The following is a 23,131-nucleotide window of genomic DNA, read 5'->3' as shown; positions in this document are numbered from 1 at the left end:
AATATCAATTATCTTTTGGACTGCAGTATGAAGCCTGGATGCTGGAAATCCGTATTCCGGACTGGCTGGAGTTTCCTTCTAAGGAGCAGGCACTAAAATATGGTGAGCAAGCTGAGGTTTCCGTTTTCTTAAAAGCGGAAGCTATTTTTTTGCTCTTTGATGGCAGTAAGGAGAAGGTTTTACCGCAGCAGACGGAACTTTATCAGTTTTCCTACCTGAAAGAAAAGACTTATGACAGACTGGGACCGCCACTTTCCCCGGAAGACATAGACCATTTGGTAGAAGTGGGGGAATTGGAGCAGGTACTGTTCAGTGAAAAATATATCCTGACAGAAGATGATTACCAGGAATTTTCCGGAAACCTTATGGAAGCCTTTCAGGAATTGGAAAAGGAGTACGGTCCACCACCCAGAGAAAAGGAACAGGGGTATCTGTTTCAGGCGCTCTGGTATCAGGCAGAAGAATTAAACCCCGGAGAGGGGGACTGCTTTGGAGATTAAGGAAAAAAAAGAAAAAGAGCCGGAGCTGAAATTAAAAAAAGAAGCCCAGGTGACGGTGCATAAGAAAAATCCTATTTTATCTGCAAAGGAAAAGAAAGCTGCTTTTACCTCTAAGCCGGTGGCCGATCTTTTAGGGCAGAGAAAGAAAAAAGAAGGGGCAGAAAAAGGGAAACAGCCGAAGCAGGGCAGAGAAGCGCTGTTTGAAAAACAAAAGGAAAAGAAAAAGCAAGCCGGGAAAGAGGCAGCAATCCGGGGAGCAGCAGAAGATAGAAAACAAAATGGAAAGGCCAAAAGCACCGTATCTGTACCGGGAACCTTACAGCCGGATCAGATGAAACAGGGGGTAGCACCAAACAGTCAGCCCTCTGCTGGTTTCCAGGCGAAGGAACAGTATCGGAGGGAACAGGCTGCAAAGCTGGCGGAAACAAAAAAATCTTCCCTGGCGAAGCAGACTGCCATAAAAGGGGTACGCCGGGGAGAGGCTGCTATATTGACCCAGTTAGAGGGCGGGGAGGAAGTCAATGATTCCCTTTATGTCATGGGGACAGCAACAAAACCGGCAGAAAAGCTGTGGAAGGATCGGAATTATAGAAAGGCAGAGCAGGAATTAAAGGTAAAACAGGCAGATGGGAAGATCACCAATAAGCAGTTTTACAGACAAACAAGAACAGTGAAAAAGAAACAGATGGAGAAACAGAAAAAACAGGCAGTCCGGCAGAGAAAAATCCAGTATATGATCAATAAGCTCACCGGAAATGGGCAGCAGGACAGTTTGGCACAGGTGGCAAAAGATATTGTAAAGATGAAAGCCTCTGTGTTTATGCTGAAGGTGGTCCAGTTTGCCGGGGCGCTTTTGGCTCCGCTGTTCAGTATTCTTCTTGTGGTGGCAATCCCTGTAGTGATTATCTTTTTCCTCTTATACTGTTCGCCACTTGGTGCGTTCATGCCAAATCCGTCTGAGGAGAACCCTACCGTCCGAGAAGTTTTAAGCGGTTACTACATGGACTTTAATACAAAACTTGGACAAAATGGGGAAGATGGGGCAGTTACCTATCTCCATGAGAAAAACGGGAATTATGTGAGTAATTACTATGATACTTTAATGGTTTATATGGTGAAGTATGGAACCGGGGATATAGGTGTGGATATGGATCAGCGGCATAAGGACAAGCTGAAGGAAATCTTTGATGAAATGAACAGTTTTGAAAACACGACCATAACCACCACCATAAAGGCAGGGGAAAGCCTGGGAAATGTTGTCACCAGCGGTTATTGCCAGTGCAGTATCTGTTGTGGACAGTGGGCAGGAGGACCTACAGCCTCCGGTGTCATGCCAAAACCGGACCATACCATTGCAGTAGATGCACAAAACCCCTTTGTCCCTATGGGAACCAGGATCATTATGAACGGGATTGAATATACCGTAGAAGATACCGGAGCATTTGACCGGTATGGGGTACAATTTGATGTTTTCTGTGCAGATCATGCAACTGCGTCTGCCTGGGGACATCAGACTTTTGAAGCGTTTCTGGCAGATGGGGACGAAAATGAGATTACGGTAACAAAGAAGGGCTGCTACGTCAAGAACCTGAATTATGAGGACTATATTGCACTTGGAAAGCTGACCGAAAAAGAAGAAGAACTTTTAAGGGAAGTCATGAGTGAGGAATTCCGAAATGAGATCCCTTCCTTTGGCGTAGGAAGTGACGTTGCAAATCTGGCACTGACGAAGGTAGGCTGCAAATACAGTCAGGAACACCGGTATGAGGAAGGATATTATGATTGCAGTTCCCTGGTACAGCGGTTGTATCAGGAGGTAGGCATTTCCCTTCCGGCGATTGCCTCTACCCAGGGAGAATTTATGGTAACACATGGGTTGGAAGTTACAGAAGGCGAACTGGAGCCGGGAGATCTGATTTTTTATTCTTATGAGCAGAATGGGCAGTTCCGCAATATTTCCCATGTGGCAATTTATGTTGGTAATGGCAGAATGGTACATGCAGCCAACAGCAGACGTGGAGTAGTGAATGACCCGTTCAATCCGTCGAACATTGGGCTGTATGGAAGACCCAGCCGCTTGCAGTAAGAAAGGAGAAGCATGGACGAAAAAGAATATGAAGTGACCATAACAGAAGTCCTGGAGAAAAAAGTAAGATACCGGGGCAGGAATGAACTGGAGGCAACTGCAAAAGCAGAAGCAGATTATTATGCAGAAAAAATCGTGCTGGGGGCAGATGATTTTTCCTATCGTGATATTTCTGCAAAAGAACTGGTACCTGTAAAAGAAAGAAGGAACAGCAGATGAAGCATATCACAAAAGTACGGGAACTGTATGAGGAAACCATACACTGGATTTCAGAGTCGGAGGATTCCTGGAAAAATTTTCTTTCCTGCATGGGGCGCTTGTATCAGTTGGACTTCTTAAATACCTGTATGGTATATGCCCAGCGCCCAGATGCGTCCGTTCTTGCAGGATATGATGCCTGGCTGGAAATGGATTTGCCGGTTGCCAGAGGAAGTAAAGGAATTGCAGTATTTCCTTCCAAAATTTTCGGGGAAGGAGTTACCCATGTTTATGATATTCAAGATGTAAAGGGACAGGGAATCCGGCCCTGGAACTGGCAGGTGAATGGGACAAACCGCAGACTGCTGGCAAGGGAGCTGTTCCCGGAAATCTACGAACAGGAAAAAAAGTTTAAAAATTCTTTAGACGCCTTTACAAGAACAATTGTTTGGTTTATGATAGAAGAGGAATATGAAATTTTAAAATCCTTGCAGAAGCTGGCTGTCCTTACCGGAGAGGGACAGGAGGTAAAAGAAAACCAGATTACAGAGTTTCTTGTAAACAGTGTCTGTTATGCGGTGGAAAGCCGCTGCGGTATCCGAGATGACACCCTGGATTTTTCTTTTATCTGCGGTTTTTCAGAGAATGAGGAGGTTCTGTACCGGACAGGACGGTTAGTATCCCATTTATCTGGGCGGATTGTGTTACAGATTGCAAGGACCATGAAGAACATAGACCTTGAAAGGAGGCAGTATTATGGAAGGGATCGCAGGAATCCAGTACAGGGAAATGAATGGCGTACAGATACCAGTCTTAGAGGGCGTGATGAGCGAGGAGAAGATACTGGCGTCCCTGAACCGTTACGGCAGGATCGCAGCACAGGAAATGAAGAGAACGGACCAGGCACAATACGAAATGATGCTCCTGTCCGGGAAACTGATGGAGCGGCTTATGAAAATCCAGACAGAAGCGGAGGAATACCACGAGAAACTGGCAGAAAGTCTTCTGAAGACCTGGACCAGAGAGGACAGGACCGACCCTTACAATACGTTGGAAATGACCAACCTTCGGATACAGGCGGACATGGAAGCGCAGAAACAGGTTATGGAGGAGATCATTCACCCCAGGATCGGATAAAACAGGAAAAAACAGAAGAGGATACAGAGAAAGGAACTGCTTCGGCGGTTCCTTTTCTGTCTGGGGAGATAGAACCTGCACAGCCGGAAAACTGGCAGAAAGAGAAAATCCTTCTGGAAATGACAGGGCAGGAGATACCATATAAAATTTATGAGTTTTACCGGAACAATCCAGAGGAAACAGACCGGGAAGCCTATCTTTATGAATTGTATGGAGATGTAAAAAGAGAAGCCCATACAAAAGACGGTATCCTGACCGCAGAAAGCGGTTCCAGTGGTTTTTATATTCTTTGGAGTGAGGGAACTTCCATGAAGGAGGCGTTCTGGTACTGGGACGAAGTTTCTTTGGAAATTGGGAAACGGATTGAAAAAGGGACCTATCTTCCTTTGTTATCTGTATCGGAGGAAGCCTTAGAAAATGGGGAAGAAACAGAGGAAGAAACCTTACAGCCAGAGAAAGTGCAGGAAGTGATTGAGGAAAAGGAACCAATCCCATTAGAAGAGATTGGCATAGCCTTTTATAAACAGAATATCCAGGCGGATATTTTAAAGAAAATGCTCTGTCTGGTCTATACGACTAATCAGCTACCGGAAGAAAAAGACCATTTTTTGAAGATGCTTTTGCTTCGGGAAGTACCGGAAGGCCAGCCTTATTATCTGGTGCGGACAGAACATGGAAGCTATGAGCTTTGTATTCAGGAAAATGGGATTAAGATCACCCTGCCGGAAAGCCAAGATTTTCTGCAGGAACTTTCCTGGGATCAGTTTGGCGGGCTTACTGCACATCTGGCAGAGGAGGACCAGATTGCCTATACCGAAGATTCAGAAACCTTAGAGCAGCAGAAGAATATGTACCGTCTGCTTCCCTGGTTTCCTGCATTATGGGAAGAATATAGCGAAATTCTTAAAAAAGAAGAGCTTTGGCAGGAAGGAAGAACCTCTGTCCAGACAGAAGGTAAGGTAGAAGCCGGAGATTATTATTACCCAGAAGGGTGGCTTCAGTTTACCGGTGGGGATAAAAGCCGGTATCAGAAAAATATCCGGGCGATCCGTATCTTAAAAACACTGGAGCAGGAAGAGAGAAATGCCACAAAAGAAGAACAGGAAATTCTTGCGGGGTATGTAGGGTGGGGCGGGTTGCCAAATGCTTTTAACAGTAAACGCCCGGAGTGGAAAAAAGAATATCAGGAATTGAAGGAACTGTTGACCGCAGAAGAATACGCCCAGGCAAGGGCCAGTGTCAACAGTTCTTTTTATACGCCGCCGGAAGTCGTGCGGGGTGTTTATAAAGCCCTGGAGCAGTTTGGATTCCAGAAGGGAAAAATTCTGGAACCGGCTATGGGGATTGGAAACTTTTTTCATGGTCTTCCGGAAAATATGCAAAAATCCCAGCTTTATGGTGTGGAGATTGATGCCATAAGCGGAAGGATTGCACAAAAGCTCCACCCTTCAGCCAGTATCCAGATCAAAGGATTTGAAAAAACGGAATTTGAGGATAACAGCTTTGATGTGATTGTGGGAAACGTGCCTTTTGGGGACTTCCGCTTGTATGATCCCCGATATAAAAAGATGAAGCTGAAAGTCCATGATTATTTTATCCGGAAAAGCCTGGACCTCCTTCGGCCAGGAGGCATTTTGGCAGTGGTAACTTCAAAAGGAACGTTGGATAAAAATGACAGCACTGTGAGAAAAAATCTGGCAGAACAGGCAGACCTTTTAGGGGCAGTCCGGCTTCCGGCAGATTCTTTTGGAAAGAGCGCCAATACCGCAGTTACCAGTGACCTTTTGTTTTTTCAGAAAAAAGCAGAGCCTTCGATTGGGGAGCCGATCTGGACTTATACAGGGCTTACAGAAGACATGGTGCCGGTGAATGAGTATTATCTGGAACACCCGGAAATGATGCTTGGGAAAATGGTCTGGTTTGAACAGTTTTTCGGGAAAGATTCCAAATATACAGCCCTGGTCAATGAAGCGGAAGACTTTGACCTGGAAAAAGGAATTTTGGACGCAGTTGGAGAGCTTCCTAAAAACTGTTATGAAGAAAGCATAGCAGAAAAAAAGAAGGAAGAGCAGGACGTCTTAGTTGCTTCTCCAGAGATACCTAATTATACGTTTACGGTGATACAGGACGAAGTATATTACCGGGAAGGGGAGTCTTTATACCGGAGCCAGGTAAAGGAAAGTGTGAAGCGTCGGATACGTGCCATGCATAAGATCCGCCTTCTGGTGCGTGAAATTTTACAGATACAGCAGGAAAATTGTTCTGACCAGGAACTGAAAAAGGCACAGGAACAGTTAAACCGTTTGTATGATGCCTTTGTGAAAACGCATGGATATTTCTGTGACCGGACAAATAAAATGGCGTTCCGGCAGGACAATGATTATCCCCTGCTTTCTTCCCTGGAAGTGGTTGACGAGGACAAAAATGTAACCAAAGCTGATATTTTTTACAAAAGGACCATACGCCCCAGAGATGTGATAGACAAAGTGGAAAATGCCCAGGAAGCATTGCATATCAGTCTGTCAGAATATAACCGGGTGGATATTCCCTATATGCTCTCTCTTTATCCGGGAAACAGGAAAGAAATGCTCCAGGAATTAAAAGGGTTAATCTACCAGAACCCGGTACTGGCAAAAGAAGAAGATCCCAATGCAGGGTGGGAAACCGCAGATGAGTATTTAAGCGGCAATGTGCGGCAGAAGCTCCGTACTGCTAGGATTTATGCGCAGAATAATCCCTTGTTTGTAGACAACGTGGAAGCACTGGAAAAGGTACAGCCAAAAGAACTGACAGCGCCTGAGATCAGTGTAAAACTGGGAACAACCTGGATTGAAAATGAGGATTACGAACAGTTTATCTATGAGCTTTTGGAAATCCCGGAGAGCAACCAGAGAAACTATTGCGCTCATAGTGGCCATGCCCTCAAGATTGAGCGCTTAGATGCAGATATGTCTTACCATATTGACAGGGGAAATTTTTTTGGAGGAACCATTCGTACCAGGGAAACCTATGGCACAAGATTTATGGATGCGATCAGCATTATAGAGGAACTGTTAAACAGCCGGATTGTGACCATAAGGGACCGGGTGCAGGAAGGGGAAAAGGTGCGTTATGTGATTAATCGGAAGGAAACCATGCTTGCCAGGGATAAGGCGGAGCAGATAAAAGAAGCCTTCCGGGACTGGATTTTTAAGGAGCCGGAGCGCAGAAAAAAATATGTGGATTTTTACAATGAAACCTTTAACTGCGACAGACAACGAAGCTATGATGGCTCTTATTTAAAACTGCCGGGACTGAACCCTCTGCTAAAGCTGCGTCCTTATCAGAAAAATGCTGTGGCAAGGGCATTGCTGTGTGGAGGAAATACCTTGCTTGCCCATACGGTAGGCGCTGGTAAATCTCTGGAAATGATCTGCATCTGTATGGAGATGAGGAGGCTGGGGCTGGCAACGAAACCCCTTCTTACCGTTCCGAACCACCTGACCTTCCAGATGGGAGCAGAATTTTTGCGCGCCTACCCAGATGCGAAGATCCTGATTACCAGAAAAGAAGATTTTCAGAAGGAAAACCGCAGGCGTATGATTGCCAGAATGGCAACAGGGGATTATGACTGTATTATTATTGGCCATACTCAGTTCCAACGAATTGCCATTTCCCCTGACCGGCAAAGAGCCATGATGGAAGAGCAGGCAGAGCAACTGGTAGAAGCCATTAACCGGGCAAGGGAAGAAGAGGGAAAGAACTGGTCCATAAAGCAGATGGAAAGCAGAAAGAAAAAACTGTTGCAGAAAATCGAAGAACTGAACAATGAAGAAATCAAAGATGATGTGATGTACTTTGAAGAAACAGGCGTAGATGCCTTATTTGTAGATGAAGCGCACCTGTTCAAGAACTTGGAAATTTTTACGAAAATGAACAATGTTGCGGGTCTGGGTTCCAGCGGTTCCCAGAGGGCTATGGATATGCGTATGAAAATCCAGTATATCAACGAAAAAAATCAGGGAAGGGGCGTCATTATGGCAACGGGAACCCCTCTGTCAAACTCAATGGTGGAACTTTATGTGATGCAGTTATATCTGCAGGAAAGGCGGCTTCACGAAAAGGGGATTTACCATTTTGATGCATGGGCTTCTGTGTTTGGGGAAGTTACCAGCTCTTTGGAACTGGCACCGGAAGGTACTGGTTACCGGATGCGGACCAGGTTTAATAAGTTTATCAATCTGCCGGAACTGATACACCTGTTTAAAGAAGTAGCAGACATTATTCTGCCTGATATGCTAGATATTAAGCGGCCAGAATTAAAGGACGGAAAATATAAGGTTGTAGTATCGGAAGCCTCTGATTATGTCAAAGAACGTATGCAGGAAATGGTGGAAAGGGCAGAAGCAATCCATAGAGGTGTGGTAGATCCAAAGGACGACAATATGCTCCGGATTACCGGGGAAGCAAGGCTTTTGGGTACAGATCCCCGGCTTTTGGACAGTTATGCTCCGGTAGATTCGGATTCCAAACTGAATAAAGCAGTAGAAAACATTTACCAGGAATATGTACAGTCCCAGGAACAGAAAGGAACCCAGATTGTTTTTTCGGATATTGGGACACCCGGACCTGGGAAAGCGTTTACCGTCTATGATTATTTAAAACAGGAACTGATTACCAGAGGTGTTCCAGAGGAAGAAATCTGTTTTATCCATGATGCAAAAACAGATGAACAGAGGGACCGTATGTTTTCCGATGTCAGAGCCGGAAGGAAACGGATTATTATAGGAAGTACCGAAAAACTGGGGGTAGGAACCAATATCCAGACCAGAATGGTGGCGGCTCATCATATCGACTGCCCCTGGAAACCTTCTGATATTGAACAGCGGGAAGGGCGCATTATCCGCCAGGGGAATGAAAATGAGGAAGTCAATATTTACCGCTATGTAACAAAGGGTTCTTTTGATGCTTATTTATGGGGCATTGTAGAAACAAAACAGCGGTTTATCAGCCAGGTATTTACCAGCCGGGAACTGGCAAGGATCTGTGAGGATATAGATGAAACCGTATTAAATTTTGCAGAGATTAAAGCGGTAGCTTCTGAAAATCCCCTGATTATGGAAAAAATACAAGTAGATAATGAAGTGGCACGTCTGAGAATTCTAAAAGCTGCACATGAAGGGAAACGGTTTACCCTGCAAGATGCGGTCACTTTCCAGTATCCGAAAAGGATACAAAGCCTGAAGGGAGAACTGCAATTACTTCAAAAGGATTTGGAGCGCAGGAACCAGGCTATGGAAGTACAGCCGGGGTTTGCAATCACGCTGCAGGGAAAAGTTTATGAAAAACACAAAGAAGCAGGTGAAGTTCTGCGTGGGATTATAGAAGGGGTAACAGCTTTTACCAGGCACGAAGTCGGTATATATAAGGGGTTTCAGGTATCTGTCCAAAATGATATGCTGGGACCGATCTTGTTCCTTCAGGGAGAGAAGGAGTATAGTGTGGAGTTAAAAAGCAGTGACTCCGGTAACATGGTCCGTATAGAAAACCGCTTGAATGCCCTTGATAAAGCAGTGGAGGACGTTCAAAAAGAAATTAAGACCTGCGAAAATGAGATAAAAAATGCAAAGCAGGAATATGAAAAGCCCTTCCCGTATGAGGAGCTTTTAAAAGAGAATATTACCCGGCAGATGGAGATTGATGCAGAACTGGAAATCAAGGACCAGGAGGAGTGTGTGGAAGTGCAGGAGGAAACTAAAAATCTTCCATGCCAGACAGCAGTTCGGTAACGAAAAATAGAGTAGAAAAGGAGATCACAATATGGAATATAATATCAGAGTATATAAACCGGAATTGAAACAGGAAGAAGGAAAAATCAATAACCTGAAAGGATTTGCTACCATTACCTTTGATGAGGCCTTCTGTGTGAAAAGCCTTGCAATTAAAGAGTCCTCGAAGGGAAATCTGTATCTCGATATGCCCCGTTACAGAGATTATGAAACAGGGGAGTATGTTCCTTTTTTCCGGTTTACGGATAAGGAATTTCAAAAGGAAGTGTTGGATACCGTAAGGGAAGCCTATGAGAATATGACAGAAACGAAAACAGACTGTAAGGGCTGTTGGGGAGAGGAAGAGCTGTATTACAATCTGAGTGTAAATCCGGTACAGGGAAGCGATACATTTAAGGCAGATGTAGCCATTCGTCTGCAGGACGTATTGGCAATCCAGCAGCTTCATGTGATCCAGGCATGGAACGGAAAAACTTTTGTAGGTATGCCTCAGAAAAATTCTGCAAAAGGAGAGAGGGAGGATATTGCCCATGCAGTCAATGCAGAATTTAAGGCAGATCTGGAAAGTGCAATCATGGACGAATACAATAAAAAGATGGAATATGCCAAAAGCCAGAAACAGCAGCGAAGAGGGAGATAGGAGCGATTCATAAAAAGACTGGTATTTTTGGAACAATAATGGTAGAATGAAGGAGATATCAGCATGGGAGGAAACAGTATGCCAAGACGTAAAAAAGTAGAGAATCTTTCTCTTGAAGAAATGCTTATGAAGACAGAGCAGGAGATTAAAACAACAGAGGCAGAATTAAAAGAACTGCGTTTGAAAGCAAAAGAACTTAGGAAGAAGATTGAAGATAAACAGAAAGATGAAATCTTTAGCGCCTTACTTGCTTCCGGAAAAACAGTGGAAGAGGTCATGACATATTTAAAATCCGGTAATGAAGAAAAAGCGGAATAAAATAAAGGAAAATGCCGTTACGGGTGATAAACCTGTAGCGGCATTTTTTGTGGTCATAAAAATAATATTTGGTGGACAAAAATAACTATTATTTGTATTGAGTGCTATACTACAAAACATCTAATACATATGGATTAGGAATAAACACAGGGAGGTAAGAAATACATCAATGGTTTCAGAGAAAACAAGAAGTCCCACAAAAATATATTAAGCAAAAGGGAATAGAAATTTTGAAAACACTGTAAAGTGTAAAAAATAGTTAGTGAAAAGAAGAAAGGTTGGGTATAAAAATGAAAATTAACGATTTTAAAGAAAACAATGAAAATAAAAAGGAAGTTATGGAGAAAAAGATGGAAGCCTTAAAGCTGGAAAATATCAATAGTATGTGGTATTTCATTGTTGCAACTCTTAAGGCAGTTGTTGGTAGTAAGGGACACTAATAAAAAAATTGATTTAAAATGGAGGAATTAGAGATGAAAATTAATGAATTTAAAGAAAATAACGAAACAAAAAAAGAGGTTATGGATCAGAAAATGGAGGCCTTAAAACTGGAAAATATTAACAGCATGTGGTACTTCATTGTCGCTACCCTTAAAGCTGTCGTTGGTAGTAAAGGACACTAAATATAAAAAGACGAGAGATTTGTAGACTTATCATATTTTATGAGAAATAGGTGTTTATAGAATGCTTCATATATTTTATAAACACCTATTTGGAAAGGATACTGCAATGAAACTGATTAATTATAGTTTGAAAGTAGGGAAAAAAAAGCTACTTGAAAATGTAAACATTTCATTTGATAAGAAATATATAAACCATATTTTAGGAAGCAATGGCGCTGGAAAATCAAGTTTTGCTAAAACATGTGTAGGAATGTTAGAATTTGAGGGAAAAATTGAAGAAAATCAGGAGGCAATTCTTATTGGAAGCAGTAGTAATATTCCGGCAGAGTTTACTCTTGATGATGTGATAAAATTATTAAAAAAGAAATTTGAAGCACAGAAAATTATGGGTTTATATGACCTGTTAAAATTAAATAAAGTATCTAAAAACTTGCAAATCAAGAAGATGAGTGATGGTCAGAAGCAAAAAATAAAATTATTGGCGTTTTTATCAGCAGACCCTAAAGTGATTATATTAGATGAATTTACAAATGCTTTGGATAAAAATAGTTCTATAGATTTGTATGAATTCCTTATGGAATATAAGAAAACTCATGAAGCGGTTATTATCAATATTACACATAATTTATCTGATTTAGAATATATGGAAGGGAAATACTATTATATTAACAATCTGGAAATTACAGAAATTGCTTCTAAAGACGAGATTGTAGCTATGTATATAAGGGGGGAATAATATGGAAATAAGAAAAAATATAAAAAATCACTTTTTTTTATTTTATTTACTTACTGTAGCAATCTGTTTTGTTCTAGGATATGTACTACTTGTAAGTCTGGATAAGATTTCCAATCCGACAATTAGTGAGCTATACGTTAGCATTTATACGGTAATCACACAGTTTGGAATGCTTATTTTTCCAGTATTGATTATTCAGTCTTTTGTATCAGATTACAAAAATAAAAATATCCTATTTTATAAACTTATGGGATACAATTGGCTTCGCTATTTTTTGACAAAAATTGCGGTGATATTAGCTTGGATGAGTATTATTGTTTTTGGTGGAGTTATAGGTATAAGTATTGTGTATCAGGATTTCTCTTATACTTTGGCAACTTTGTTCTACTTCGAAAGTGCAATTATTTATGAAATATTATTGGCAAGTATGTGGGGATTTTTGTTTAAAAGTGTTATTGGAGCCTATGTAGTAAATTTTGCTTTTTGGTTATTTTCAATGGTGGCTTCGATTGCTAACCCCAAATTGAGCTTTTTGGTTAGGTATGACGCTTCAAATCCTGTTTTCATAAAGTTTAACCAGTACTTTAATACACGAAATAGCGATTATTTGATGATTCAAGAAAATATTTTATATTCAATAGCATTATTTGCTACTGTATTATGTATAATTTTTATTTTTAGAAGGAGATGGGAAAAAAATGGAATTTAAAGGATGTGGAATTTTATTAACTGAAAATTGTAATGCAAGATGTAAAATGTGTTGTGACTCAAGAGGGCTTGTAAGAGGTAAAACTCTTACAATAGAGGAATTAGATTTGATTCTAAAAAATATTAAGGAATGTCCGTCTATAGATCTCATTGGTGTGACTGGCGGTGAACCTATGCTATATCCTGATTTGGTAGAGCATATAATTAATTTTGATTATGGTAGAAAAGTTGGAATTACAATTAAAACTAATGGATTCTGGGGAAAGGACATCAATAAGGCAAGAAATTTTATTGAAAGAAATAAATCTAAGATAAAAATGATTTCCTTTAGTTATGATCAATTTCATAAGGAATTTATTGATTTGCAGAATATCTTAAATATTGTAGATATTGCAAATGATTTAGAGGTAAGTACGGAAATTGTTGGTTGCTTCTTAAAAGATGGTATTCAGCCAGGTGATATTATCAATGAGATGGGGGAACATGCCTTTAAGACAAATTATGCATATCAACCAGTTATTAATACCGGATCAGCAGAGATATTTTCTGATTCCCAGTTTATAAAAGTTATTGATTTGAAGAAACATGAAGCGCGCTGTATTGGACTTTTAGATCGAACATTATTGATTAATGCAAAGTTAGAAGTATATCCATGTTGCTCACAAGTCGTAGAAAATACGCTTTTATTAATGGGAAATTTACATGAAGAGAGCTTGAGTGCAATCATTCAGTCTATAGATTATAATAAGGTTTTACATAAAATCTATACAGAAGGTTTTACACCATTTTTGGAATTATTAAAGAAAAAGAATATAGAATATCCGCAGAGTTTGACTTCTCCGTGTGAGTTATGTGGATTTTTATTTAAAGATGATTGGTTTTTAAGATTGCTGAAGGAAGAAGGATATTTTGAAAATATTTAAATATGAAGAATATACCATAGCTCAGGACAGTAAAAGAGATTTTACGATTGTAGAAAAAAATAATAATTTCTTTAAATTGGATAATGCAACATTTGATTCACTGTTCGGAAAGGAAAAACTGGAGTTCGTAAAAAATGATAAAGATAATATACTATATATGATGGGAATGATTTTCATGATTCTTCTGACATTATATTTATATTTTAGAACTACAACGTATTCTATTATAGATGTAAATTTTCTTCCAGCAACTTTAGTTTTAATAATAAATATATTTATTCATGAACTTGGACATGTATTATTTTTGAAAAAATTTTATCCTAAAAGTCGAGTCAAAATAGGGTTTAAATTTATGTTTATTTGGCCTGCATTTTATGTAGATACTTCATATAGCTATATGGTTTCTAAATACAAAAGGATTGCAATTTATCTGGCTGGAAATTTTATGAATTGTATTTATGTATTGCTTGTACTATTATTTTTTCCAAAACAGCTACCGTATTGTTATTTGGTGATTTCTAATGTGCTGGTGAATTTCATTCCAATAGTAAAAAGTGATGGATATTATGCAGTTGTTACATTATTCAATAAAACAAATATAAAAAAAGACAAAGTAGCTACCACATTAGAAGATGCTATTAGAGGTATAATTATGTTTGGCGTTTTAGGGATTTTTTCATGGTTATCACAATAGGGAGGAGAAAAATATGGAAAAGATATTATTTACATCAGAATCAGTTACCGAGGGACATCCAGATAAAATTTGTGATGCAATTTCCGATGCGATATTAGATGCACTGATTGAAAAAGATCCAATGAGTCGTGTTGCCTGCGAAACCAGTATAACTACAGGATTAGTATTAGTTATGGGGGAGATAACAACGCAAGCATATATTGATATTCCTCAGATTGTTAGAGAAACCCTTCGTAACATTGGATACACAAGGGGAAAATATGGATTTGATGCTGATACCTGTGGAGTTATTACATGTATTGATGAGCAGTCTAAGGATATTGCACAGGGGGTAAATGAAGCATTAGAAGTAAAAGAGCAGAATGAGTGCGAAAATGCAAAAAGTATGTTAGGTGCCGGTGATCAGGGGATGATGTTCGGTTATGCAACGAATGAAACAGATGAATTTATGCCGTATGCTATTTCGTTGGCTCATAAATTAGCTAGACAGCTTGCGAAAGTCCGCAAAAATGGAACTCTTGCTTATCTTAGACCAGATGGGAAAACGCAGGTTACAGTAGAGTATAATGAGCAAGGGAAACCTGTACGATTAGAAGCGGTGGTTTTGTCTACACAGCACGATCCTGAAATATCTCAGGAACAGATACAAAAAGACATTAAACATTATGTCTTCGATTGTGTTTTACCTCAGAGAATGGTAGATTCTGAAACCAAATTTTACGTAAATCCTACGGGACGTTTTGTAATTGGTGGACCGCATGGTGATAGTGGTTTAACAGGGCGGAAAATTATTGTGGACACATATGGAGGATATGCTCATCATGGCGGAGGAGCTTTTTCTGGAAAGGATTGTACAAAAGTAGATAGGTCAGCAGCATATGCAGCTCGTTATATTGCTAAAAATATTGTAGCGGCAGATTTGGCACATAAATGTGAAATTCAACTTTCATATGCGATTGGTGTAGCAAAGCCAATCTCAATAGGAATTAATACATTTGGAACAGGTGAATTGCCAGAGGATATGTTAATTCATATTATAAGAGATAATTTTGACTTGAGTCCTACTGGTATTATAAAAATGCTTGATTTAAGACAGCCTATATATAAGCAGGTGTCAGCATATGGACATTTTGGAAGATTAGATTTAGATTTACCATGGGAAAGATTAGATAAGGTAGAGGATTTAAAAAAATATAAGAATGATACAGAAAAAGGCACTGATTAGTGCCTTTTGTTATGCGCTGGAGAAGACGAAAAAGAATTCGTGGACAAAAATCCCTGAATTTATGGACATAATAAGAAAAAAGCAAAAGGTTTTGCTATAATTCATGACATAGGGAGGGATTAAAAGTGTTAAATAAAGTGTCCAGTAAACTTGCAAAAAGAATAGCAGATGGCTCGGAAAGGAGAAAAGAAGCTGTTTATACTTATGGCATAGAAATTATTTTGTCAACAATGATTGGAATAAGTTCAATATTGATTGTGTCAGGTTTATTACACGAATTTAAATTAGGTGTAATATTCCTATTGGTGTTTGCACCATTGAGAGTATTTACGGGTGGATATCATGCAGTTACATATTTTAGATGCTTTTTGATTAGTAACATTTCGTATTTATTTTTATTACTTTTTAACAATATAATTTATACAAAGCTTCCATTAGAAATATGGTTGATTTTGCTAGTATTAAGTAGTTACTATATTGCTATCCATGCACCGGTGGTTAATGAAAATCAGCCTATTGGTGAAAATAAAAAAAGTCGGTGTAAGATTATGGCTAGGAATATTTTGAACATAAATGTCTTTGCTGCATTATTTTTATCAGTAGTAGATAAAGAGATCATGGGTATGATGGTATTAAGTATTTGTTTGGTAGCAGTATTTATGCTGATTACTGATAAACCTAAATTTTTATTGTATACAAAGAAAGGAGTTATAGGACTATGAAATTTCTTGCTATGTGTATAGAAGCTTGTGCAATATGGGGAGCAAATTGTGCATCTGTTTGTCTTTCATATCAGCCTAAATTACCGGAATGTCTGAAATAAGGTAAAGTTAATACATGTATATAAATAAAAGATGCCAGAGTGTTGATATTCCGGCATCTTTTATGCTAAATGAAGTATATAGGGAGGAATAGAAATGCAGATAAGAGAGAATGGAGTATATATTGAAGCAATTAAATTAGCAGCAGGAAGTGTACAATATAAAGATATGTCCGTAAAAGATACATTTATTGATGCTGTTTTTCAGTTGTATCAATACTATCAAAACACAGAAAATATTAAGTATTTAGAAACTTCAATTTTGCATATACAGGCTTATTTAGAAATGGGATTTCCGTATGAAGAAGGGAAAGATGTTTTTGACCTTGTTTTAAAAGAGTTAGGAACTACAAGAGAGTTAAAATTCCCCCAAAAATTTTACTTTGCAAAAAAGGTAAAATTGAATAAAACTCAGGTACGATCTATGATAAAAAAGTGGCCAGCATCTCCGCATCAAGAAATGAAAATAGATGAGGTAGTAGCAGATATTATAACAAAAGTAAAGCAACATGAAACAGGGATTTATTATTATAAATGCGCAGTAACAAAAGACATGTATGAATTGGTAATAAATGAAAAAGAAATGTTTTTCCATGATTTAAGGAGAGGAATTTTTTATACATTTATGATTTAACAAATCACTAGAATCTGCTATAATAAAGTGATTGCTCATAAGGAGGCGTATCATGATTTACATTGCTATATGTGATGATAACGAAAAAACAGTAGAAATATTAAAGAAAAAAGTAATGGAATTTTTAAAAAAGAGTAACGAATTTGCAGACATAACGGTTTATACTCAGAGTGAGAATTTACAATATGATATTCAGGAAGGGAAATATTATGATCTAATCCTTAGTGACATTGAAATGCCTAATATAGACGGTATAAATTTAGCTGCATATGTTAAAAGGTATTTACCGGAAGTGCTAATCATATTTATTACATCACATTTAAAATATGCCGTAGATGCATTTGAATTGTCAATCTTTAGATATATACCCAAAAACTCAATAGGCTCTAGGTTACCACAGGCGTTGAAGGATGCTATCAATATGATAAAGATACAGACAGATGAATTTTATGCAATAAAAACACCAACTAGAGTAGAAAAAATACCTTATCATAAGATTTTGTATATTCAAAGAGAAGGAAAAAATTCTGTAATAACATTATTAGATAATTCAGTGACCAAGGTAAGAAAGAGTCTTACACAGGTGTTTAAAGAATTTCGATCTGATGATTTTGTATATGTTGATCGTGGGGATATTGTTAATCTAGCCCATATTATGGGAATAAAAGATGGAATTGTAGAACTGAAGAATGGAATTCGTTTGCCAGCAAGCCAGGCAAAACTGGAACAAATAAAAACGAAGTTAAGTGACTTCTGGAGTGAACAGATATGAATATTGTATATAATGGAATTGAAATTTTAGCAAGTTCTGTTGAAGTATTTGTATTATATAAAATATATAGTATTTTGTTATATAAGCAACGAGGAAAGCAAAACTTTATATTAGATAGAGAATTAGCAATAATAGGAACTGTATTAATACAAATTTGCAATCATGTATCAATATTTTCTTATTTTACGATTATATTATTTGTATTATATATGAGTATTACCGCTAAAATTATCTACAGGAGAAAGTATATAGAACTATTTTCAATCGCAAGTTTTTATGTATTATGTTTAAGCTGTTTCGACTTTTTGATTTTTACTCTTGTATCGAATTTTCATGGTGGCTATGATACATTTACCGCGCTAGTTTCTACAAGAGGAATTTTACGTGTAGTAATGATTTGTGTTATAAAGTTTTTATGGATACTGCTGTATTTTATGATAAAGAAATATTTATATTCTTTTTCATTGAAGAAGAACTATGTATATACAATTTTAATTATATCCTGTGCGGGATTTTTGGGATTTGTATACTTAGTTAATCAAACACTTAAGGCATTTAATTATACAATGGCAGGTGTGTGGTTTGTATTTATAGCTCTTTGGTCATTACTTTTTTTTACAGTTTATTTTGTAATAGAAAGCAAAGAAGAAAAAATGAAATTAGATTTTGCAGAAATGCGAAATGAACTGCTCGAAGAAAATTATAAAACTATTAATGAAATTTATACAGGTAATGCAAAGCTATACCATGATTTAAATAACCATTTGAATGTATTATATCAGCTTTTAGATGAAGAAAAAACGTTGGAGGCAAAGAATTATATTACAGAAATAAGTCGCCCAATAATGCAATTATCGAAAACTACTTGGACAGGAATAGACGTTGTTGACGTAGTGATTAATAGTAAATTGGGAAAAATGAAGGAAAAAGGAATTACCTGTAATGTGAATGTGGAATTCCCGCAGAATACCAATATTAAACCACATGATATGTGCACAATATTGGCAAACTTATTGGATAATGCGATTGAAGCTTCTGAAAAATTGAAAATACCTGGAAATATTTCGTTGACTATACGCCGGATTAATCACTTTTTACTTATAAAGGTTTCTAATGCGTGTGAAGAAAATAAAGAGTCATTTGCACATTTTCCTTCAACAACAAAGAAAAATAGAGAATTTCATGGTTGGGGACTTCCGAGTGTAAAAGATGCAGTTGAAAAATATAATGGTACACTAAAGTGCATAAATGAGGAAAAACAATTCATAGTAAAAATTATGTTGTTTTTTGAAAAAAATACAAATTAAAGTAGCCAAAGTGGGAAATTACAATCTTATTTTTATGTTTTGATGGAAAAACGTAGTAAATGAAATTAAAGACATTTAATTATATTATAAAAGAATAGTAGGACACTTATAATCGGTGATATAGAGAATAAAAAAAGAATGTTGCAAAAGCGATATTCTTTTTTTTATTCAATATTTTGAAATAGAACGAAACCAAACTCCAATCCTTTCCGTATTGATAAAAAACAGACAGATGGGATTTGGACAATGGATGAAATTATTTTAATGAGAAAACTGAAGAGGAAAGATGAATGGGCATTGGGAAAAATCATTGATTTATATAGTTCCTATATCACATGTATCGTCTGGGAATTACTGCATAAAAAAGGTACCAAGGAAGATATAGAGGAGGTGGTTGCAGATACTTTTATTTCCCTATGGCTGACAGCAGAAAGGATTAATTATAAAAAGTACAGCAGTGTCAAATCGTATCTGGGAATGATTGCAAGAAATAAAGCGAAAGATTGGTTAAGAGCTTATCGTGGAGAAATTCTGGAACTTAATGATGATATTCTTTTGATTGATGGTGATGTAGAGCACTTGATTTTACAGAAAGAGCAACAGTTGATCATTGGAAGAACATTGGAGAAATTAAGAGAGACGGATAGAAAAATTTTTATTATGTATTATTATCGGTATAAAAAAATAGAAGAGATTGCAGAAACATTAAAAATGAATCCTCAAACAGTAAAGACCCGTCTGCGGAGAGGAAGAGAAACTCTGAAAAGGATTCTTCTGGAGGAGGGATATGATGCCAGTGAAGTTTAAAATAAGTGAAATGTTTGATAATTCCTGTGAGCTATTTGAAAATGAAATGCAACATAAAAATATTGAAAGTGAGAAGCGAATAAAAGAAATTGTTTTTCTTGAGATAGGTCACACCAAAGCCAAAAGAAATCGCAGGAGATATATAGCTGTTTTGGCAGCGGCAATGGGAATTGGAGGAATCACTGTTGGGGCACATGAAGTTTTAAAATCTGCAGGTGAAATCAAAAATAATGAGGAAGTGGTTTTAGAAAATCAGAACGGACTTGCTTTATATGAAAAGGAAAACAGCGGAGCTATACAAATGGAAGTGGAAACGGACATCATTTTACCAGAAAATTTATATAAAGATGGAATTCCTATTGCAAAATATATTATGGAATTAAAAACAGAGCGTAACGGATCAGTGCCAGAGTGTTATTTGGATAACGGAACCATGATTGTCCTTACAGATTTTGATGGAGATACTTGGGATATGAAAACAGGGGATGTTTTTATATTAGATTTCATACAGTCTGATAGTGATGAGAGAGGTGAAGCAAGAACATTAGAGATTGGATATATTTTTAATGGAGAGGTGATAGATGAGAAGGTTATATCAGAAACAGAAAATAAGATAATCCTGGATATTCCTAAATCAGGACAATATGGTGTATATTTAAAAAATGTATCTAGTGACAGAGTAACGATTTCGCAAGGAATATTGACTGTAGAAAGGGGAAAGTGAAAGATGAAAAAAACAAGAATATTTTTGGGAATATTAGGGCTTATTTGCCTGGTTGCTATGCCAGTTTCAGCAGCCGATAATGTAAGAAATATAACAACTTATAGTATTTGTAGAGAAGATTTATATAAAGATCAGATAGAGGATAGAATGGGACTACAGCAAATTAGTATTGAAAGTGGGAAAACGGTATCTTTTTATGACTCCAATGGTTCTATGTTTTATGTGAGTGGAGGTACTACTGTTACTTTTCGGGTAAACTTGAATGTATCTTCCTCTGTAAAGATGGGGTATATCAATCAGAATGGAAGTAGAACCCAAAAGTATAGCGGTTCAGGAACTTCCCATAAAACATCATTTACAATACTGTCTAGTGGATACTATAGATTCTATGTAACTAATAGTGGATCTAAAACAGTGAAAGTAACGGGAGGTGAAATTTGTTTCTAAAATTATGAGAAGGAAAATATTTAAAATAATAAAGTGGTTGGCTATTGTAATTCTGATTCTATGCTGCATGGGGAGCACATGGAATTATTTTTGTAAAAAGAGAGAAATACCAAAGGTACAAGCAGCTTATGGCAATGCAGTTAAAGTCAATGGGAAAAAGATGACTGTGGAAATTGCTGGTTTGCAAGCAGAAGAATCCCCCGTTATTGTGTTACTCCCAGGACTGGGATCTCCTTCTCCGGTATTAGAGTTTAGACCTTTAGCTGAGGAATTAGGAAAGACATATAAAGTGATTACAGTGGAGCCTTTTGGCTATGGACTGTCTGATCCCGCAGATACAGAGAGAAGCATAGAGAATATCGTAGAGGAATTACATGCCTGTTTAGAGGAGATTGGAGTTCACCGATATTATCTGATGGCTCATTCTATTAGCGGATTGTATTCTCTGTATTATGCTAATACTTATCCAGAGGAAGTTCGTGGTTTTATAGGGATAGATTCTTCTGTACCAAAGCAAAATGAGAATGAACCCTTTGATACAACAAAATTAAATCTTCTGATGGCCTATTTAAGTAAAACAAAAAATGTGTTGGGAATTAGCCGGATATTTTCAATTGGAAATCCGGAAAAGGCTATCTATGCAGACCAGAATTATTCTTATTCACAGGAAGACTTAGAAGTTTTTCGGATACTTTCCCTTGATACTTCTTATAACAAGACTGTAATGAATGAATTAAAACAGGTAGAAAATAATCTGAAGATAGTGCGGAACATGAAATTTCCGAAAGAAGTGCCAGTGCTAAACTTTGTTTCAAAAGACAATTGTGAAATTTTTCCAGGATGGGAGAAGTTGCATAGAAGTGTGTTAGGTGATAATCAGGAAAACAGATTGGTAATGTTAAAAGGGGGACATTATCTGCATTTTGAGCAGAAGGAAAGAATAAATTATTATGTTGCTAAATTTATAAATTAGACAGAAAAATACCGTTACGGGTGATACTAAACCTGTAGCGGCATTTTTCTTTATTTAGGAGAGTCTGAGTTGATAAGCCAAACTTCAAAGGTACTGCCTACATGAAGAGTAGAAAGCACATGGATAAAACCATATTGTCGGCTGATAATGTCTTGTGCCAGATGCAGCCCAACACCAACTCCCGGAAAGTTTTTGACAGAAGGAGAACGGTAGAAGCGTTGGAAAAGTTTTGGGATTTCCGATTCTTTGATGCCGATACCGGAATCAGTGATTGCTATTTTGGTATAGTTTTCCAGGGTAAAAAGTTCTATGGAAATATGTCCGTTTTCATTCGTGTATTTTACAGCATTATCCAGGATATTATACAGCGCTTCGGAAGTCCATTTGGGATCATGATACGCCTTAAAGTCTTCTGAATAATTAAAAGTTATTTGAATGTTCTTCTGATCAGCCGCTAAGACGATATTTTCCAGAGCCATGAGAATGGTGTCACCAATCGTTTGATAACTTGGGGATAGTTTTATCACACCTGTTTCCAAACGGGATATTTTTACAAGGGAAGAGATTAAAAATTCCAGCTTGTTCAAATGTGCGGTATTTGTGTGAAATAAAGTCTTTAGTTCCTGCGGTTTTGTAATGGCTTTTTCCATAGCGGACTCTGTCAGGCACAGCGTAGTCATGGGGGTTTTTAACTGATGAGAAATATCAGAAATTAGCTGCTGGAGCTGTACCTTTTCGGCATTTACAGAGTTTTTTGTGTTTTCCAATATACTGTACAATCTTCCTAAATGATGATTGATCTGTGATAGTAAAGTTTCGTCATACTTTTCATCAGGGGAAAAATAGGTTCCTTCAATCATACTGTCCAATGTTTTATGAAGTTCACGAGTAAACAAGGTGAGCTTGTGGAAAATCGTACAAAAGAGAATAAATACACAGATAAGCAGAAGGAAAGTGAAAACGGTAAAAAGTAAAAATACTTTAGGATCTGATGTAAGTGTACGCAATATGATACAGGTTCCTGAAAATATCAATAGAAATAGCAGGGAAACTATAATATATATTTTTTTTAAAGAAAATGTTTTTTTCAT

22 protein-coding genes are annotated in these 23,131 nt (G+C 37.6%); 21 read left to right on the top strand and 1 reads right to left on the bottom strand.

Annotated features, from left to right (window positions below):
* The first annotated feature begins 38 nt into the window (after nucleotides 1-38).
* The 21 genes from PGZ10_RS11750 (at nucleotide 39) to PGZ10_RS11650 (ending at nucleotide 22,040) form a co-directional block, all read left to right on the top strand.
* The gene (locus tag PGZ10_RS11750) at nucleotides 39-500 is read left to right on the top strand and encodes a hypothetical protein (protein WP_118697762.1); all 462 of its coding nucleotides are present in this window, start codon (nucleotides 39-41) and stop codon (nucleotides 498-500) included.
* Nucleotides 490-2,586 (top strand): C40 family peptidase, encoded by a 2,097-nt coding sequence (locus PGZ10_RS11745; protein ID WP_118697761.1) that lies wholly within the window; start codon nucleotides 490-492, stop codon nucleotides 2,584-2,586. Before PGZ10_RS11750 ends, PGZ10_RS11745 begins: the two co-directional genes overlap by 11 nt.
* Nucleotides 2,587-2,598: 12 nt before the next feature.
* On the top strand, nucleotides 2,599-2,805 hold the full coding sequence (locus PGZ10_RS11740) for a DpnD/PcfM family protein (protein WP_055056107.1): 207 nt from the start codon (nucleotides 2,599-2,601) through the stop codon (nucleotides 2,803-2,805).
* Nucleotides 2,802-9,689 (top strand): N-6 DNA methylase, encoded by a 6,888-nt coding sequence (locus tag PGZ10_RS11735; RefSeq protein WP_242999507.1) that lies wholly within the window; start codon nucleotides 2,802-2,804, stop codon nucleotides 9,687-9,689. Before PGZ10_RS11740 ends, PGZ10_RS11735 begins: the two co-directional genes overlap by 4 nt.
* Nucleotides 9,690-9,720: 31 nt before the next feature.
* Nucleotides 9,721-10,329 (top strand): septation protein SpoVG family protein, encoded by a 609-nt coding sequence (locus PGZ10_RS11730; RefSeq protein ID WP_055056105.1) that lies wholly within the window; start codon nucleotides 9,721-9,723, stop codon nucleotides 10,327-10,329.
* Nucleotides 10,330-10,392: 63 nt separating this feature from the next.
* Nucleotides 10,393-10,647: a flagellar export protein FliJ gene (locus PGZ10_RS11725; protein WP_227159868.1), complete on the top strand. Its 255-nt coding sequence runs from the start codon at nucleotides 10,393-10,395 to the stop codon at nucleotides 10,645-10,647.
* 290 nt (nucleotides 10,648-10,937) lie between these two features.
* Nucleotides 10,938-11,087 carry a hypothetical protein gene (locus tag PGZ10_RS11720; protein ID WP_155512671.1) on the top strand — a complete coding sequence of 50 codons (150 nt, stop codon included), beginning with the start codon at nucleotides 10,938-10,940 and terminating at the stop codon, nucleotides 11,085-11,087.
* A gap of 33 nt (nucleotides 11,088-11,120) precedes the next feature.
* A complete protein-coding gene (locus tag PGZ10_RS11715; RefSeq protein ID WP_155512670.1) occupies nucleotides 11,121-11,270 on the top strand; it encodes a hypothetical protein in 150 nt (49 codons plus the stop codon).
* 106 nt (nucleotides 11,271-11,376) lie between these two features.
* Nucleotides 11,377-12,006 carry an ATP-binding cassette domain-containing protein gene (locus tag PGZ10_RS11710; protein ID WP_055221587.1) on the top strand — a complete coding sequence of 210 codons (630 nt, stop codon included), beginning with the start codon at nucleotides 11,377-11,379 and terminating at the stop codon, nucleotides 12,004-12,006.
* A gap of 1 nt (nucleotide 12,007) precedes the next feature.
* Complete coding sequence (locus PGZ10_RS11705) at nucleotides 12,008-12,715, top strand: hypothetical protein (protein ID WP_116441989.1); 708 nt, start codon at nucleotides 12,008-12,010, stop codon at nucleotides 12,713-12,715.
* Nucleotides 12,705-13,637: a radical SAM protein gene (locus PGZ10_RS11700; protein ID WP_055056102.1), complete on the top strand. Its 933-nt coding sequence runs from the start codon at nucleotides 12,705-12,707 to the stop codon at nucleotides 13,635-13,637. The genes PGZ10_RS11705 and PGZ10_RS11700 overlap by 11 nt, the downstream gene beginning before the upstream one ends.
* On the top strand, nucleotides 13,624-14,331 hold the full coding sequence (locus PGZ10_RS11695) for a metalloprotease family protein (protein ID WP_055056101.1): 708 nt from the start codon (nucleotides 13,624-13,626) through the stop codon (nucleotides 14,329-14,331). Before PGZ10_RS11700 ends, PGZ10_RS11695 begins: the two co-directional genes overlap by 14 nt.
* A 13-nt stretch (nucleotides 14,332-14,344) precedes the next feature.
* Nucleotides 14,345-15,556: a methionine adenosyltransferase gene (gene metK, locus PGZ10_RS11690; protein ID WP_055056100.1), complete on the top strand. Its 1,212-nt coding sequence runs from the start codon at nucleotides 14,345-14,347 to the stop codon at nucleotides 15,554-15,556.
* Nucleotides 15,557-15,681: 125 nt separating this feature from the next.
* Nucleotides 15,682-16,278 carry an accessory gene regulator ArgB-like protein gene (locus PGZ10_RS11685; RefSeq protein WP_055056099.1) on the top strand — a complete coding sequence of 199 codons (597 nt, stop codon included), beginning with the start codon at nucleotides 15,682-15,684 and terminating at the stop codon, nucleotides 16,276-16,278.
* 195 nt (nucleotides 16,279-16,473) lie between these two features.
* Nucleotides 16,474-17,010, top strand: a complete 537-nt coding sequence (locus PGZ10_RS11680; protein ID WP_117738829.1) for a hypothetical protein — start codon at nucleotides 16,474-16,476, stop codon at nucleotides 17,008-17,010.
* Between the two features lie 52 nt (nucleotides 17,011-17,062).
* The gene (locus tag PGZ10_RS11675) at nucleotides 17,063-17,782 is read left to right on the top strand and encodes a LytR/AlgR family response regulator transcription factor (RefSeq protein ID WP_117738828.1); all 720 of its coding nucleotides are present in this window, start codon (nucleotides 17,063-17,065) and stop codon (nucleotides 17,780-17,782) included.
* Nucleotides 17,779-19,089, top strand: a complete 1,311-nt coding sequence (locus tag PGZ10_RS11670; protein WP_117738827.1) for a sensor histidine kinase — start codon at nucleotides 17,779-17,781, stop codon at nucleotides 19,087-19,089. The genes PGZ10_RS11675 and PGZ10_RS11670 overlap by 4 nt, the downstream gene beginning before the upstream one ends.
* Before the next feature lie 246 nt (nucleotides 19,090-19,335).
* On the top strand, nucleotides 19,336-19,896 hold the full coding sequence (locus PGZ10_RS11665) for an RNA polymerase sigma factor (RefSeq protein WP_116441993.1): 561 nt from the start codon (nucleotides 19,336-19,338) through the stop codon (nucleotides 19,894-19,896).
* Entirely contained in the window at nucleotides 19,877-20,620 is a 744-nt protein-coding gene (locus tag PGZ10_RS11660) for a hypothetical protein (protein WP_147330229.1), read from the top strand. Before PGZ10_RS11665 ends, PGZ10_RS11660 begins: the two co-directional genes overlap by 20 nt.
* Before the next feature lie 3 nt (nucleotides 20,621-20,623).
* Nucleotides 20,624-21,067: a hypothetical protein gene (locus PGZ10_RS11655; protein WP_117738825.1), complete on the top strand. Its 444-nt coding sequence runs from the start codon at nucleotides 20,624-20,626 to the stop codon at nucleotides 21,065-21,067.
* Nucleotides 21,051-22,040: an alpha/beta hydrolase gene (locus tag PGZ10_RS11650; protein ID WP_243108934.1), complete on the top strand. Its 990-nt coding sequence runs from the start codon at nucleotides 21,051-21,053 to the stop codon at nucleotides 22,038-22,040. Before PGZ10_RS11655 ends, PGZ10_RS11650 begins: the two co-directional genes overlap by 17 nt.
* A gap of 50 nt (nucleotides 22,041-22,090) precedes the next feature.
* Here PGZ10_RS11650 and PGZ10_RS11645 read toward each other — a convergent pair whose 3' ends face one another.
* Nucleotides 22,091-23,131 (bottom strand): sensor histidine kinase, encoded by a 1,041-nt coding sequence (locus PGZ10_RS11645; protein ID WP_117738824.1) that lies wholly within the window; start codon nucleotides 23,129-23,131, stop codon nucleotides 22,091-22,093.

It is taken from the genome of Coprococcus sp. AF102-57 (genome assembly GCF_027686195.1).
Taxonomy (GTDB): Bacteria; Bacillota; Clostridia; order Lachnospirales; family Lachnospiraceae; genus Allocoprococcus; species Allocoprococcus comes.
The sequence above is the reverse complement of the archived record's forward strand: the minus strand, read 5'-3'. Positions and strand labels throughout refer to the sequence as shown.